Here is a 14,297-nt window from a genome sequence, read left to right on the forward strand (position 1 = left end):
CACCCACCCGCCGCGCTAGGGCTTACGCCGGCTTGAGCTCGTCCGCGCGGCTTTGCGCGGCGGTGAAATTGAGGTCGCCCGAGTAAATGGCCCGGCCGCAGATCACGCCTTCGACACCATCATCCTCGACGCCGCACAGCGCGTCGATGTCAGCCAGGTTCGACAGGCCACCACTGGCGATCACCGGGATCTTGACCGCTTGAGCGAGACGCACGGTCGCTTCGATGTTGATGCCTTGCAGCATCCCGTCGCGGCCGATGTCGGTGTACACGATCGCTTCGCAACCATAATCCTCGAACTTGCGGCCGAGATCGATCACTTCATGCCCCGTCAGCTTGCTCCAGCCGTCGGTCGCCACTTTGCCATCCTTGGCGTCGAGGCCCACGATGATATGGCCGCCGAACGCCGTGCAGGCATCCTGCAAAAAGCCAGGATTCTTGACCGCAGCAGTCCCGATGATCACGTAAGCAAGGCCGTCGTCGAGATAGCGTTCGATCGTGTTCAGATCGCGTATGCCACCGCCGAGCTGCACCGGAATTTCAGCGCCGACTTCTTCAATAATCGCGCGGATGGCCGCCTCGTTGCGCGGTTTGCCGGCGAAAGCGCCGTTCAGGTCTACCAAATGCAGGCGACGTGCGCCCTGATCGACCCAGTGACGGGCCATGGCAGCCGGATCTTCTGAGAATACCGTCGCCTGGTCCATATCGCCCTGTTTCAGGCGTACGCAGTGACCGTCTTTGAGATCGATGGCCGGAATGAGCAACATAGCAATCGTGCTTTTATCGGGAGTTATTCATTCGGAGAACAGCGCTTGCTGTCTAACGGCAAGACACCTCTCCTCGCTTGGGAACGCTCGCTCATTATACGTGCGTGCACCGATTCCGGACGCTGGCCGCTGCTCAGCAATATCCATTAGGGGCGCCATTGGGCGAAATTACGGTATAACTGCAATCCCGCCTCGGCGCTTTTCTCGGGGTGAAACTGCGTTGCAAAGATGTTAGCTTGCGCCACCGCCGACGTAAAGGCGGCGCCGTAGACCGTTACCCCTGCAGTATTGCTCGTTTGCGCGGGCGCCACGTAATAACTATGCACAAAATAGAAAAAACTATCGTCGGGAATGCCTTCCCACAGCGGATGAGACTGAACCTGGCGCACTCGGTTCCAACCCATTTGCGGCACCTTGAAGCGTGAGCCGTCGTCTTGGACCTGGCCTTCGAGCTCGAACTTGAGCACTTTGCCGGGCATCAGGCCCAAACCCGGGGTATCGCCCTCGGAGCTCCAGTCGAACAGCATCTGCTCGCCCACGCACACGCCCAGCATCGGCTTGCTGCGCGCGGCCGTCAATACGGCCTCCTGCAACCCCGATTCGCGCAGGCAGCGCATGCAGTCGGGCATGGCACCCTGGCCCGGCAGTACAACTCGATCGGCCGCATGAATCGCCGCCGGATCGCTGACGATGGCGACATCGGCGTCGGGTGCAGCGTGGCGCAGCGCCTGCGCCACCGAGCGCAGATTGCCCATTCCGTAATCAACAATTGCGATTGAAGTCTTCATTTGATGCTCATAACGATTTAGCCAAGTATCGGTAACAACACCTTGAGGCCGTCGACCATGAACTCCACGGCTAGAGCTGCCAGCACCAGACCCATCAACCGAGTGGCGATGTTGATGCCGGTGCGCCCAATCCAAAGCGCGATCTGCTCGGCCAGATGCAGCGCGCCGTACACAACCAGCCCCAGGGCTACGCCGATCGCCACCAGGCCGAACGATTGATACCAGTGCGCGGCCTTCTCGGAATAAATGATCACCGTGCTGATGGTGCCCGGTCCGGTGAGCAGCGGGATCGCCAGCGGTACGACGGCAATACTGTTCTTGAATTCCGCCTCGGTCTTTTCTTCAGCGGTCGCCCGCGTATTGCCGACCTGCGCGTTGAGCATGTTGATGGCCATTAGCAGCATGATAACGCCGCCGCCCACTTCGAGTGAGCCCACCGAAATGCCAAAAAATTCGATGATCTTCTGACCCAGCAGCGCCGATATGGCCACCACGCAAACCACGGAGATCGAAGCAATCTTGATCGTGTGCTTTTGCTCGGCGTTGGTCATCGAGCCAGTCAGGCTCAGGAATATAGGAATCGCGCCGATCGGATTGATCAGCGCCAACAGGGACACAAACGTTTTAACGAAATCCATCGATCGGCACGAAGAGGCAGGCAACAGGCTCGACTACGGCGTCATCCGGTACCGATGCGCGCCAATCGCACTAACAGGTGTGCAGCGATCACGGTACGAAGCAATATAAATCGGTATGAATGACGTCTTGGTAAAACGGACCCGACATGCACCGGGCGTAGACAGCGGGCGTAGACTCACGCCGCAATTCGCGGCACACCCGGCTGCATGCTTAAAGCGAACCTTTGGTCGAAGGAATCTGGCCCGCCGCACGTTCATCGATCTCGACAGCCATGCGCAATGCACGGCCGAAGGCCTTGAACGAGGTTTCGAGCTGATGGTGCGCGTTGATGCCGCGCAAGTTGTCGATGTGCAGCGTCACGGCGGCGTGATTGACAAAACCGCGGAAGAATTCGATGCTCAGGTCGACGTCAAAGGTCCCCACCCGGGCGCGCGTAAACGGCACGTTGAATTCGAGCAGCGGCCGGCCGGAGAAGTCGATCACCACGCGGGTCAGCGCTTCGTCCAGCGGTACGTAGGAATGCCCATAGCGCACGATGCCTTTTTTGTCGCCGACGGCTTTGGCCACGGCTTGGCCCAGCGTGATACCGACGTCTTCCACGGTATGGTGATCGTCGATCTGGACGTCACCCGTGGCTTCGACTTCGAGGTCGATCATGCCGTGACGCGCAATTTGGTCCAGCATATGGTCGAGGAAGGGCACGCCGGTGTTGAGCTTTTGCACTCCGGTGCCATCCAGATTCAATTTGATCCGAATCTGGGTTTCGTTGGTGTTGCGTACCACTTCCGCTATGCGCATCTCTTTACCTTGATAGTGCACTCAATTATTTCGATCCTGCATTTTGATTACCGCGCCTGGCTAGGACCCAATCCGCAGTGCCGCGCGCAAAGCCGCCAGCATTTGATCATTTTCGTCAGGCGTCCCCACCGTCAGGCGCAGGCAATTTGCAATCAATGCATGCATTTTACTCACGTTTTTGACTAGAATCCCTGCCGCGCGCAATGCTTCGAACGTGGCGCTCGCGTCAGGCAGGCGTACCAGCACGAAATTACCGGCGCTCGGGAATACCGTTACGCCCGGCATTTCGGCCAGCGCAGCAAGCAGGCGCTCGCGCTCGGCACGCAACTCGGCGGCCTGGGCATCGAGGACGTCGACATGATCGAGCAGGAAATCGGCGGTGGCCTGGGTCAGCACGTTGATGTTGTAAGGAGGCCGCACTTTATCGAGTTCCGACACCCACTCGGCGCGTCCGGCCAGATAACCGAGCCGAATCCCGGCCAGGCCCAACTTCGACACGGTGCGCATCACCACCACATTGGGGAACTCGGCCGCACGCGGCATCCAAGTGCGTGAGGCGAATGGCTGGTAGGCCTCGTCGATCACCACCAGCGCATCGGGCGCGGCGGCAATCACCTGTTCGATCGCGCCATCGTCGAATAAGGCGCCGGTCGGGTTGTTCGGGTAGGCGAGGTAGATCACGGCGGGCCGATGCGTGGCGATTGCGGCGAGCATCGCCGGCATATCGAGTTGCAGGTCGGGGCGCACCGCAACGCCGACAAATTCGACGTTCGCGAACTGCGCGGACATCTGATACATCACGAAGCCCGGCAGCGGCGCGAGTATTTTCGCACCGGGTTTGGCGCACGCGACCGAGATCATGCTGATGATTTCGTCCGAGCCGTTGCCCAGCAAAATCTCGCATTGCGCGGGCACCTTCATGACGCGCCGGATTTTCTCGATCAGCGCGGCCGGACGCGGCTCGGGATAACGATTGAGCGCGACATCGGCCAGACGCTGCCCCAGTTGCGCGGCAAGCGGCGCCGGCAGCGTGTAGGGATTTTCCATTGCGTCGAGCTTGATCAGGCCGGTAGCGTCAGCCACGGCATAGCTGGACATCGCCAGTACGTCGGCACGGATGATTTTTTGCACAATACTCATTGCGGGCTCGATTTATTAGGGGGCCTATTTCAACCGAAATTCGGCGCTGCGCGCATGCGCCTGCAAGCCTTCGCCGTAAGCCAGTTCGATGGCGATTTCGCCCAGGGTCTGCGCACCTTCGGCACTGACTTCGATCAAACTGGAGCGTTTGATGAAATCGTACACGCCCAGTGGCGACGAAAAACGTGCAGTGCGCGAGGTCGGCAGCACATGATTCGGACCCGCGCAATAATCGCCCAGGCTCTCGCTGGAAAAACGGCCGAGAAAAATCGCGCCCGCATGACGTATCAGTTGCAACCAGTGCTGCGGGTTCAATGCCGAAATTTCCAGATGCTCCGGCGCAATATCGTTGACGATTGCACAGGCCTCTTCCATATCGCGCACCTTGATCAGCGCGCCCCGGTTCTGCAGCGAGGTGCGGATCACTTCGGCGCGCGGCATTTCGTCGATCAACGCATCGATTGCCGCCTGAACCTGTGCAATAAAGGCATTGTCGGGACACAACAGGATCGACTGAGCCAATTCATCGTGTTCGGCTTGCGAGAACAGATCCATCGCAACCCAACGTGGATCGGTCGTGCCGTCGCAAACCACCAGGATTTCGGACGGGCCGGCAATCATGTCGATGCCGACAGTACCGAACACGCGGCGCTTGGCCGACGCCACATAGGCATTGCCGGGCCCGACGATCTTGTCGACCGGCGGAACCGTGTCCGTACCATACGCCAGCGCACCAACCGCCTGTGCGCCGCCGATGGTAAAGACCCGGTCGACGCCGGCGATCAAGGCCGCAGCCAGCACGAGTTCGTTTTTGACGCCATTGGGCGTAGGCACCACCATGATAATTTCGCGCACGCCGGCCACTCGGGCGGGAATCGCATTCATCAGCACCGATGACGGATACGCTGCCTTGCCGCCCGGAACATAAATACCGACGCGATCGACGGGCGTCACTTTCTGACCCAACAGCGTGCCATCCGCTTCGGTGTAATGCCACGAGTGCGTGCCGCACTCGAGTTTCTGCTTCTCGTGATACGCCTGTACGCGCGCAGCCGCCGCCTCGAGCGCCGCACGGCGCTTGGGCTCCAGCCCATCCAGCGCCGCTTGCAGTTCTGCTTGCGGCAGTTCGAGCGCGGCCACACTGTGCGCTTCGAGCTTGTCGAAGCGGTGCGTGTAGTCGAGCACTGCGGCATCGCCGCGCGTTTTCACGTCGGCGAGAATCTGCGCAACCGAGCGCTCGATGGCTTCATCCTCGCTCGCTTCGAACGCCAGTACGGCTCTTAGCGCCGTATTGAAACCATCGTCGCTGGAATCGAGTTTTCGAATTTGAATAGTCATACCGAAATCCGTTGGCCATACGGCCCAGTGTGCTGCCGGAACCCAGTCCAGACACAGCGATACGACTGATGTACACGACTCCTATCAGTCAGTGGCGCGCTTTTGCTTCAGGTCCTGCTCCGAGTCCTGCCCCTGCGCCGCCCGCCCGAACGCGTCGAGGAACGGCTGCAGCGCGTCGCGCTTGAGTTTGAGCGCCGCCTGATTCACGATCAGGCGCGAAGAAATTTCCATGATCTGCTCGACCTCGACCAGGTTGTTCGCGCGCAGCGTGCCGCCCGAACTGACCAGATCGACGATGGCATCGGCCAAGCCAACCAATGGCGCGAGCTCCATCGAACCATACAGCTTGATCAGGTCGACGTGCACGCCTTTGGCGGCAAAATGCTCACGCGCGCAATGCAAATACTTGGTGGCAACGCGCAGACGCGCGCCCTGTTGCACCGCGCTGGCATAGTCGAACCCGCGCTGCACCGCCACCGACATGCGGCAATGCGCGATATTCAAATCGATGGGCTGGTACAGCCCCGCGCCGCCGTGCTCGAGCAGTACATCCTTACCGGCCACGCCGAAATCGGCGGCGCCGTACTGTACATAAGTCGGCACGTCGCTAGCCCGCACCACGATCACGCGCAGATTGGGCGACGTGGTCGGCAAAATCAGCTTGCGCGACGTTTCCGGATCCTCGGTCACTTCCACGCCGGCGGCTGCCAGCAACGGCGCCGTCTCTTCGAAGATGCGCCCTTTCGACAGGGCCAGCGTGAGTTGGACACCCCGCTGTACTCCCTGCTGCTCGCCCCGCTGTTCGCCCCGTTCGTCATCCCGCGGCTCATCCAGTCGCTCACCCCGGACTGCGCTCATGCATCGTCTCCCGCGTTGATAGTCGTGTCGCCGTGCACCCGGCGCACCTGCGCACCGACGCCGCAGAGCTTCTCCTCCATGCGATCGTAACCGCGATCGAGGTGATAAATACGGTCGATCAGGGTCTCACCGTCGGCGATCAGGCCCGCGATCACCAGGCTCGCCGAGGCGCGCAAGTCGGTCGCCATGACTTTGGCGCCCGATAGGCGGTCCACACCATGCACGAACGCGGTGTTGCCGTCGATCAGCACGTTGGCTCCGAGCCGATTCAACTCCTGGACATGCATGAACCGATTTTCGAAAATCGTTTCGATCGCCTGCGAAGTGCCATCCGCAATGGCGTTCAACGCCATGAACTGCGCCTGCATGTCGGTCGGGAATGCGGGATATTCGGATGTGCGAAAGCTGGTTGCAATCGGCCGCTTGTTCATTGCCACGCGAATCCAGTCGTCACCCAGCGTGAGGCCGACTCCGGCTTCGCGTAATTTTTCCAGCAAGGCGTCCAGCAAATCGGGGCGCACATTGCGCAACGTGACATCGCCCCCAGCGGCCGCTACCGCGCACAGGAACGTGCCCGCTTCAATTCGATCGGGAATCACGGAATGCGTGGCGCCATGCAGGCGCTCGACACCCTGAATCGCCAAACGTGCCGTGCCGATGCCATCGATCTTAGCGCCCATTGCGACCAGCAGGTTGGCGAGGTCGGTCACTTCCGGCTCGCGCGCGGCGTTCTCGATCACAGTCTCGCCCTCGGCCAGAGTCGCCGCCATCAACAGGTTCTCGGTCCCGGTGACTGTGATCATGTCGGTGACAATCAACGTGCCTTGGAGCCGCTTGGCACGCGCTTCAATATAGCCGTGCTCGATTGAAATCTCCGCGCCCATCGCCTGCAAACCCTTGATGTGCTGGTCGACCGGGCGCGCGCCTATCGCGCAACCACCGGGCAGCGACACCCGCGCGTGACCGAAACGCGCCAACAACGGGCCCAGCACCAAAATCGACGCGCGCATGGTTTTCACCAGCTCGTACGGCGCAACGGGGTCATTGACCTGGCTGCCGTCGAGCGTAATCTCGTGACCGCTCGCTTGCGCGCGCATGCCCATTTGGGTCAGCAGTTTGAGCGTCGTGCGCACGTCCTGCAAATTGGGCACGTTGGTCAGATGGACGAGATCGCTCGTCAAAAGACCCGCGCAAAGGATAGGCAACGCGGCGTTTTTTGCGCCGGAGACGGTGATTTCACCCGCCAACCGCTGCCCGCCCTGTATAACCAGTTTGTCCATGAATTGTTTCGCTTCTGCTACCGTTTGCGGCGCATGCGCAACCGCGTTTGTTGCAAGCGATCCCACTGCCGGGCCTGCGCCTGCATCTCGAATACTTTCTGTAATTCTCACCGTACGCCTGACTTACTGTTGTTGATACTTTACTTGTTTTGCCATTCGGCAGGAGTCAGCGTTTTCATGCTGAGCGCGTGGATTTCGGCACGCATCCGGTCACCCAGAGCACCGTAAACCAATTGATGTCGCTTGATCAGCCGCTGCCCCTCGAAGGCAGGGCTCACGATGGTCGCATAAAAATGCTGGCCATCGCCCTCCACTTCGACATGGTCGCACGGCAAGCCGTCGGCGATATAGCGCTGGATTTGCTCCGGGGTCGGCAACATGTTGATTCCTTGAAATTAATGACGCAGCTTAGTGGCGTAACTTATAACCGCCGGCGAGCATGCGGATGGCCAAAATCGCCAGCACGACGCAAAAGCTCGCCACGATCGCCAGGCTATGCAGCGGGTTGATATCGGACTGGCCGAAAAAACCGTAGCGAAACCCGTCGATCATGTAGAAAAACGGATTCAGACGCGACACTTCGCGCCACACCGGCGGCAACGAATGCGTCGAATAGAACACGCCCGATAAAAACGTCAGCGGCATGATCAGGAAGTTCTGGAATGCCGCCAATTGATCGAATTTTTCCGCCCAAATCCCGGCAATCAAGCCCAGCGTGCCGAGAATCGCGGCACCCAGCACCGCAAACGCGATGATGTAAAACGGCGCGGCAAAACTCAGCGGCACCAGCCAGACAGTGACAAAGAACACGCCGAACCCGACCGCCAGCCCGCGCGTTAGCGAACCCAGCGTGTAGGCGAAGAAAATCTCCCAGTGCGACAGCGGCGGCAACAGCATGAACACCAGATTGCCGGTGATTTTCGACTGGATCAACGAGGATGAAGAATTGGCGAAGGCATTCTGCAGCACGCTCATCATCACCAGGCCCGGAATCAGGAAGCTGGTGTAGGCCACGCCGGGATAAACGTCGACGCGCGTTTGCAGCGCATGACCGAAAATCGCCAGATACAGCAAAGCCGTAATGATGGGCGCCAGCACGGTCTGGAACGCGACCTTCCAGAACCGCAGCACTTCTTTGTAAAAGAGCGTCTTGAAACCGATCATGCGAGCCCCTCGATGACTTCCGTGCCGTTCATGATCTGGACGAACACGTCTTCCAGGTCGGCCTTGCAAATATCGATCTCGTCGAACTTGCAGCCAGCCGACCGACATAGCGCCAGGATCGGTTCGACGTCATCGTAACTATTGAGCCGCAGCGTATGCCGCTGGCCGTTCACGTCAGTCGGGTCGGACGTCAGCGCGCGCAGTTCAGCCGGCAATACCCCGGCGGACAGGCCCAATACCAATTGCATGCCGGCAAACCGCTGCAGCAAGGCATCGGTGCGCTCCAGCGCTACCACTTCGCCACGGCGCAGCATCGCGATCCGGTCGCATAGCGCTTCAGCTTCTTCAAGGTAATGAGTGGTCAGCACAATGGTATGGCCCTCGCGATTCAAGCGCGAGATGAATTTCCACAGGGTTTGGCGCAACTCGACGTCGACACCGGCGGTCGGCTCATCGAGCACGATCACCGGCGGGCGGTGCACCAGCGCTTGCGCGACCAGCACTCGCCGTTTCATGCCACCCGAAAGCGCACGCATATTGACGTCGGCCTTTTCAGTCAGATCGAGGTGTTCCATCACTTCGTCGATCCACGCGTCGTTGCGATTCAGACCGAAATAGCCGGACTGTATCCGCAGCGTTTCGCGCACCGTGAAGAATGGGTCGAACACCAGCTCTTGGGGCACGACACCCAGCGAGCGCCGGGCCGCACGGAAATCGGTGACGACGTCGTGCCCGAGCACCGAGACGCTGCCATGATCGGCGCGACTCAGGCCGGCCAGAATGCTGATCAGGGTGGTCTTACCGGCGCCGTTGGGACCCAACAATCCGAAAAACTCACCTTCTTGTATGGTCAAACTCACACCCTTGAGCGCTTGCAGAGCTTTGTAGCGCTTCTGGACGTTGCGGATTTCTATGGCTGGCATCGCAGCGAGCAGCGCGTGAGGCTGCACCTTATGTTGTTGATCTGCACGCAGACCGGGAAACCTGCAATTATAGGCGAACTGACTTGGCCAACAGAGGAAAGCGCTGCGAGCCCGCTAGGCCGGGGGTCGGCGCAGGTAAACCGGCGAAAAAAGTGCAAGACGAGGCTGAAAGGGAGACGAAAAGGGCAACGGAAAAGGCCCTGAAAAACGCCTAAGGCGCAGGCCTCAGGCCGGCATCACGATCGGATGTCGCGAGTCCACCAGCAGCGATTCGATGCCGTACGCCCCTGCCAGGCTGGCCAGTTGCGCAGGAAGATTCAGAAATTGCAGCGTGGCGCCGCGGCCCTGGGCCACCCGGCGCCAGCCAAGCAGCACCGCCAACGCCGACGAGTCGAACTGGCGCAGCGGTGCGCAATCGACCTGGGTAGCGCCCGCCTCGATGCGCGCTACTCCGGCCCGATAAGCGGCCGTGGCCGCCGCATGAGTCAGCGTCGGCCCACACTCGAATTGGTTGATGGCTAGCATCTGCTTTCCTTCACGCGCATTCCTGCACCCATTCTTTCACCCATTTCCGCACCGATTGTTTGCCGATCCCGTCAACGCATTCGTTCGAAATCAGGACGCTTTGCCGTTGGCCAATTGTTGATTACGCTGCGTCAAAAACTGAATCAAGCCATCGATGCCGTGCTGCGAGATCTGTTCCGAAAACTGCTGCTGATAGGCCGGCACCAACCACGCACCCAACACGTTGATGTCATATACGCGCCAGCCGTTGGGCGTCTTCGACAAGCGGTAGTCGAGTTCGATCGGCTGGCCCTGGCCCAGCACCTGCGAAGCCACCACAACATCGGTCGCATCGCTGGCGGCGCGCAGCGGCTTGTACACGATCTCTTGGTTATTCACCTGCGCGAGCGCCCCCGAGTAAGTACGAATCAGCAGCAACTTGAATTGCTCGATGACTTGCGTGCGCTGCTGCGGCGTAGCGTTGAGCCAGTTGCGGCCCATCACGAGGCGTGTGGTGTGCTCGAAATCGGTATAGGGCAGGATCTTTTCGTTGACGAGCCGGGTAATTTCGGTGATATCGCCTTTCTTGACAGCCGGATCGGCCTTGAGGGTATTCAACACATCGGTCGTGACCGATTTCATCAGTCCATCGGGCGTCGAGGTGTCGACGTTTTGGGCAGCTGCAAAGCCGCTGAACGCCGTCAGCGCAACAAAAACGGGGATTAGAAACAGCTTTTTCATGCTCAAGATCCTGTTATCGAGTTGGCAGTTTAGAGACCGCGCCACTTCGAAAAGTTCGGCGCAGTCATATTTATCTAAAGTGGAACGACGGGAATGACGGTAGGAAGCGGCTGGGCGGTGTGTACTGCGAGCCCGGCACACCACTGTTGACGTTGCCGCCCCCAATCGCCGCGCTTGCGCCAGACGGCGCTACGGCAGCGGAGGCACCCGAAGTGTTAGCAGGAGCCGTCGCGGCAGCGGTGCTTGGTGCAGGAGCGGTTGCCGCGGCAGCGCTGGCTGCAGGGGCGACGGCCGCTGCCCCACTCGCTGGCGCGAGCGCGGAGCCCGTCGGCTCACCCACATCCTGATAAACCGGGGCGGCAGCACTAGCCCCGTCGATCTCGTATTGGCGTCGCTGCAGGTAGCCGCCGCGCACGAACGAATATTTGTCCAATGCGGCGTCGCTGAGCAAGTCCGATGCGCCGATCAACGATGCCCGGGTATTGATCAGTCGCACACCATACAGCGTGGTCGCAACCCAGGTCGGATCGATATAGCCGATCGGATCGGCGAAATAATCGACCACCAGGCCAGCGCCGTCGCGTACCGTGCTCGGTCCAAGCAATGGGATCACGAGATAAGGGCCTTGCTGCACGCCGTAGTGGCCCAACGTCAGGCCGAAATCCTGGTTATGCTTGGGCAGCCCCGCTTGCGAGGCGAAATCGAATAAACCGCCCACGCCGAATACCGTATTCATCGCTACCCGCATCAAGTCTTCGGTACCCTCGGTGCCTTTGCCCTGCAGGTAATCGTTCACCATCGTGTAGGCGTCGCCGAAATTGCCGAAGAAATTCGTCACCACAGTGCGCGCAAACTGGGGAAGCAGCCAGTTATATCCCTGCGCAACCGGCTTCAGAACCGCATGATCGACTGCATCATTGAATTTGAAAACGGTGCGATTGGCGCTTTCGAACGGGTCGCCCGGCGTCGGGTTGGTGACCGTCGCGCAGCCCGCCAATGCAAGCAGGGAAACTCCAGCCGAAACCGCCGCGACAAGCGCGGGGAATCGAATACCACATACACGCATTACTTATCCCCTTTGGAAGCCGACGCAGCAACTGCGCCGGAAGCGTTCGGCAACGACGTCGCTGCAGGCGTCACCGCAGGTGCCAATGCGGTCGACACGGCGGGCGTCGCTGCAGGCGCCGGTGTGGCGGTCGCAGCGGCGCCTGTTTTAGAGGCTCCGGAGTCTGCCGCCTTGTTATATAAAAATTGGCCGATCAGGTTCTCCAGAACCACGGCCGACTGCGTCATGGTGATCGTATCGCCTGCCTTCAGCATCTCGGTGTCGGCGCCCGGCAGCAAGCCGATGTACTGCTCGCCAAGCAGGCCGGCCGTGAGGATCTGCGCCGAACTGTCTTTCGGGAAGGGGTATTGGCTGTCGATATCGATCGTCACCACCGCCTGGTAGCTCTGCGCGCTGAAACTGATGCTGGCCACTCTGCCCACCGTGACACCCGCGCTTTTCACCGGCGCGCGGGCTTTGAGGCTACCGACATTGTCGAAATTGAGTTTGACCGCATAAGTGGACTGGAACGACAGCGAGCTCATGTTGCCGGCTTTGAGCGCGAGAAACAGCAACGCGGCAAAACCCAGCACCACGAACAGGCCAACCCAAAAATCGAGAGCAGTCTTTTTCATCGTGTTTCTCTGTCTAATTGAACATCAGCGCCGTAAGCAGGAAATCCAGCCCGAGCACCGCCAGCGAGCCGAACACCACCGTTCGCGTAGTTGCACGCGACACCCCTTCGGGCGTGGCCTGAGCTTCGTAACCCTGGTACAGGGCAATGAAGGTCACGGCAAAACCAAACACGATACTTTTCACCACACCGTTGCCGACGTCTTTCCACACATCGACGCCACCTTGCATTTGCGACCAGAACGCGCCCGCGTCGACGCCGATCAGCAGCACGCCGACGATATAACCGCCCATGATCCCCACCGCGCTGAAAATCGCGGCCAGAATCGGCATCGAGATGATGCCCGCCCAGAAACGCGGCGCGACCACATAGCGCAGCGGATCGATCGCCATCATTTCCATCGCCGTAAGCTGCTCGCCGGCTTTCATCAAGCCGATTTCAGCGGTCAGCGACGTGCCCGCACGGCCCGCAAACAACAGCGCCGCCACCACCGGACCCAATTCACGCACCAGGCTCAAGGCCACCAACAGACCCAGCGCCTGCTCCGAACCGTATCGATTGAGCGTGTAATACCCCTGCAAACCGAGCACGAAACCGACAAACAAGCCCGATACGGCGATGATCACCAGCGAATAATTACCCAGGAAATGGATCTGTTTAATGACAAGACGCGGGCGCCGCAGCATAGCAAAAAACATCGACACGAGTTGCACGAACATGCGCGTCGCGTAACCGGCGCGCATGACGCCACCGATCACGCTGCGTCCAATCGCTGAAATCATGAGCGTCCTCCGTGCGTGGACGCGGCACCGAAATCCGTGTCCAGCGGTGTCGCCGGGTAGTGAAACTTGAAAGGTCCATCGGGCGCGGCATCGATAAACTGGCGCACGCTGGGATCCTGTGACGCCCGCAGCGTTTGCGGCGTGCCTTCGGCGAGGATGCCGCCGCCCGCGATGAAATAAACGTAATCGGCAATCGCGAACGATTCGGTCACATCATGCGAAACCAGAATGGTCGTGGCGCCCAAGGCGCTGTTGAGGGTGCGGATCAGGGTTGCGGTAATGCCCAGCGACACTGGATCGAGCCCGGCAAACGGCTCGTCATACATCATCAGCTCGGGGTCGAGCGCAATCGCGCGCGCCAATGCCACGCGCCGCGCCATGCCACCGGAAATCTCCGCCGGGAACAGGTCGCGCGCACCGCGCAGGCCGACCGCGTTGAGCTTCATCAGCACCAGGTCGCGCAGCAATGGCTCCGGCAAATCGGTGTGCTCGCGCAATGGGAAGGCGACGTTGTCGAACACCGACATATCGGTAAAGAGCGCGCCGAACTGGAATAGCATGCCCATTTTGCGGCGCGCGGCATAAAGCCCGTCGTGGTCGAGCTGCCCGATATCCTGCCCCTGGAACAGCACTTGACCGCGGTTTGCATGCACAAGGCCGCCCAGCAGTCGCAAAATCGTCGTCTTGCCGCAGCCGGAGCCGCCCATCACGGCGACCACCTGGCCGCGCGGGATACGCATGCTCAGCTTGGAAAGGATCAGGCGATCGCCATAGCCGAAATCGACATCGCGGAGTTCCAATAAGGTTTCGTCTGGGACGTTAGTCACGGTCGGCGACATGGAGAGTGAAATTCAGAGCTGCTGATTATAGGGGCTTATGCCACAAGGCGTTGCACTA

At 60.0% G+C, this 14,297-nt stretch carries 17 protein-coding genes; all 17 read right to left on the reverse strand.

The features are described from left to right. Nucleotides 1–22: 22 nt before the first annotated feature. Nucleotides 23–766: a 1-(5-phosphoribosyl)-5-[(5-phosphoribosylamino)methylideneamino]imidazole-4-carboxamide isomerase gene (hisA, locus tag GSQ77_RS02710; RefSeq protein ID WP_158898781.1), complete on the reverse strand. Its 744-nt coding sequence runs from the start codon at nucleotides 764–766 to the stop codon at nucleotides 23–25. A gap of 146 nt (nucleotides 767–912) precedes the next feature. Then, complete coding sequence (gene hisH, locus GSQ77_RS02715; RefSeq protein WP_158898783.1) at nucleotides 913–1,554, reverse strand: imidazole glycerol phosphate synthase subunit HisH; 642 nt, start codon at nucleotides 1,552–1,554, stop codon at nucleotides 913–915. Nucleotides 1,555–1,571: 17 nt separating this feature from the next. After that, nucleotides 1,572–2,192, reverse strand: a complete 621-nt coding sequence (locus GSQ77_RS02720; RefSeq protein ID WP_158898785.1) for a MarC family protein — start codon at nucleotides 2,190–2,192, stop codon at nucleotides 1,572–1,574. A 211-nt stretch (nucleotides 2,193–2,403) separates the two neighbouring features. Next, nucleotides 2,404–2,991 (reverse strand): imidazoleglycerol-phosphate dehydratase HisB, encoded by a 588-nt coding sequence (hisB, locus tag GSQ77_RS02725; RefSeq protein ID WP_158898898.1) that lies wholly within the window; start codon nucleotides 2,989–2,991, stop codon nucleotides 2,404–2,406. Nucleotides 2,992–3,051: 60 nt separating this feature from the next. Further along, nucleotides 3,052–4,131 carry a histidinol-phosphate transaminase gene (gene hisC / locus GSQ77_RS02730; protein WP_158898787.1) on the reverse strand — a complete coding sequence of 360 codons (1,080 nt, stop codon included), beginning with the start codon at nucleotides 4,129–4,131 and terminating at the stop codon, nucleotides 3,052–3,054. A 24-nt stretch (nucleotides 4,132–4,155) separates the two neighbouring features. Further along, nucleotides 4,156–5,469, reverse strand: a complete 1,314-nt coding sequence (hisD, locus tag GSQ77_RS02735; RefSeq protein WP_158898789.1) for a histidinol dehydrogenase — start codon at nucleotides 5,467–5,469, stop codon at nucleotides 4,156–4,158. Between the two features lie 84 nt (nucleotides 5,470–5,553). Beyond that, the gene (gene hisG / locus GSQ77_RS02740; RefSeq protein WP_158898791.1) at nucleotides 5,554–6,327 is read right to left on the reverse strand and encodes an ATP phosphoribosyltransferase; all 774 of its coding nucleotides are present in this window, start codon (nucleotides 6,325–6,327) and stop codon (nucleotides 5,554–5,556) included. Continuing rightward, nucleotides 6,324–7,607: a UDP-N-acetylglucosamine 1-carboxyvinyltransferase gene (murA, locus tag GSQ77_RS02745; protein WP_158898793.1), complete on the reverse strand. Its 1,284-nt coding sequence runs from the start codon at nucleotides 7,605–7,607 to the stop codon at nucleotides 6,324–6,326. Before murA ends, hisG begins: the two co-directional genes overlap by 4 nt. Before the next feature lie 140 nt (nucleotides 7,608–7,747). Then, on the reverse strand, nucleotides 7,748–7,987 hold the full coding sequence (locus tag GSQ77_RS02750; protein ID WP_158898795.1) for a BolA family protein: 240 nt from the start codon (nucleotides 7,985–7,987) through the stop codon (nucleotides 7,748–7,750). Between the two features lie 28 nt (nucleotides 7,988–8,015). Then, nucleotides 8,016–8,771, reverse strand: a complete 756-nt coding sequence (locus tag GSQ77_RS02755; RefSeq protein WP_158898797.1) for an ABC transporter permease — start codon at nucleotides 8,769–8,771, stop codon at nucleotides 8,016–8,018. After that, nucleotides 8,768–9,694: an ABC transporter ATP-binding protein gene (locus GSQ77_RS02760; protein WP_158898799.1), complete on the reverse strand. Its 927-nt coding sequence runs from the start codon at nucleotides 9,692–9,694 to the stop codon at nucleotides 8,768–8,770. Before GSQ77_RS02760 ends, GSQ77_RS02755 begins: the two co-directional genes overlap by 4 nt. Nucleotides 9,695–9,919: 225 nt before the next feature. Then, on the reverse strand, nucleotides 9,920–10,210 hold the full coding sequence (locus tag GSQ77_RS02765) for a lipid asymmetry maintenance protein MlaB (protein ID WP_174246383.1): 291 nt from the start codon (nucleotides 10,208–10,210) through the stop codon (nucleotides 9,920–9,922). Between the two features lie 99 nt (nucleotides 10,211–10,309). Continuing rightward, nucleotides 10,310–10,939: a phospholipid-binding protein MlaC gene (locus GSQ77_RS02770; protein WP_158898802.1), complete on the reverse strand. Its 630-nt coding sequence runs from the start codon at nucleotides 10,937–10,939 to the stop codon at nucleotides 10,310–10,312. A gap of 70 nt (nucleotides 10,940–11,009) precedes the next feature. Continuing rightward, nucleotides 11,010–12,005 carry a VacJ family lipoprotein gene (locus GSQ77_RS02775; protein ID WP_158898804.1) on the reverse strand — a complete coding sequence of 332 codons (996 nt, stop codon included), beginning with the start codon at nucleotides 12,003–12,005 and terminating at the stop codon, nucleotides 11,010–11,012. Further along, nucleotides 12,005–12,619, reverse strand: a complete 615-nt coding sequence (gene mlaD, locus GSQ77_RS02780) for an outer membrane lipid asymmetry maintenance protein MlaD (protein WP_158898806.1) — start codon at nucleotides 12,617–12,619, stop codon at nucleotides 12,005–12,007. Before mlaD ends, GSQ77_RS02775 begins: the two co-directional genes overlap by 1 nt. A 13-nt stretch (nucleotides 12,620–12,632) precedes the next feature. Then, nucleotides 12,633–13,400: a lipid asymmetry maintenance ABC transporter permease subunit MlaE gene (gene mlaE, locus GSQ77_RS02785; protein ID WP_158898808.1), complete on the reverse strand. Its 768-nt coding sequence runs from the start codon at nucleotides 13,398–13,400 to the stop codon at nucleotides 12,633–12,635. Next, nucleotides 13,397–14,239, reverse strand: a complete 843-nt coding sequence (locus tag GSQ77_RS02790) for an ABC transporter ATP-binding protein (RefSeq protein ID WP_158898810.1) — start codon at nucleotides 14,237–14,239, stop codon at nucleotides 13,397–13,399. Before GSQ77_RS02790 ends, mlaE begins: the two co-directional genes overlap by 4 nt. Nucleotides 14,240–14,297: the final 58 nt, after the last annotated feature.

The organism is Burkholderia sp. L27(2015) (genome assembly GCF_009765705.1).
Taxonomy (GTDB): Bacteria; Pseudomonadota; Gammaproteobacteria; order Burkholderiales; family Burkholderiaceae; genus LMUX01.

Coding starts and splice junctions, on each gene's coding strand:
- hisG (WP_158898791.1), bottom strand. CDS start 6,327: ATGAGCGCAGTCCGGGGTGAGCGACTGGATGAGCCGCGGGATGACGAA.
- GSQ77_RS02770 (WP_158898802.1), bottom strand. CDS start 10,939: ATGAAAAAGCTGTTTCTAATCCCCGTTTTTGTTGCGCTGACGGCGTTC.
- hisD (WP_158898789.1), bottom strand. CDS start 5,469: ATGACTATTCAAATTCGAAAACTCGATTCCAGCGACGATGGTTTCAAT.
- GSQ77_RS02720 (WP_158898785.1), bottom strand. CDS start 2,192: ATGGATTTCGTTAAAACGTTTGTGTCCCTGTTGGCGCTGATCAATCCG.
- GSQ77_RS02750 (WP_158898795.1), bottom strand. CDS start 7,987: ATGTTGCCGACCCCGGAGCAAATCCAGCGCTATATCGCCGACGGCTTG.
- GSQ77_RS02755 (WP_158898797.1), bottom strand. CDS start 8,771: ATGATCGGTTTCAAGACGCTCTTTTACAAAGAAGTGCTGCGGTTCTGG.
- GSQ77_RS02760 (WP_158898799.1), bottom strand. CDS start 9,694: ATGCCAGCCATAGAAATCCGCAACGTCCAGAAGCGCTACAAAGCTCTG.
- GSQ77_RS02790 (WP_158898810.1), bottom strand. CDS start 14,239: ATGTCGCCGACCGTGACTAACGTCCCAGACGAAACCTTATTGGAACTC.
- mlaD (WP_158898806.1), bottom strand. CDS start 12,619: ATGAAAAAGACTGCTCTCGATTTTTGGGTTGGCCTGTTCGTGGTGCTG.
- murA (WP_158898793.1), bottom strand. CDS start 7,607: ATGGACAAACTGGTTATACAGGGCGGGCAGCGGTTGGCGGGTGAAATC.
- hisB (WP_158898898.1), bottom strand. CDS start 2,991: ATGCGCATAGCGGAAGTGGTACGCAACACCAACGAAACCCAGATTCGG.
- GSQ77_RS02775 (WP_158898804.1), bottom strand. CDS start 12,005: ATGCGTGTATGTGGTATTCGATTCCCCGCGCTTGTCGCGGCGGTTTCG.
- hisH (WP_158898783.1), bottom strand. CDS start 1,554: ATGAAGACTTCAATCGCAATTGTTGATTACGGAATGGGCAATCTGCGC.
- hisA (WP_158898781.1), bottom strand. CDS start 766: ATGTTGCTCATTCCGGCCATCGATCTCAAAGACGGTCACTGCGTACGC.
- mlaE (WP_158898808.1), bottom strand. CDS start 13,400: ATGATTTCAGCGATTGGACGCAGCGTGATCGGTGGCGTCATGCGCGCC.
- hisC (WP_158898787.1), bottom strand. CDS start 4,131: ATGAGTATTGTGCAAAAAATCATCCGTGCCGACGTACTGGCGATGTCC.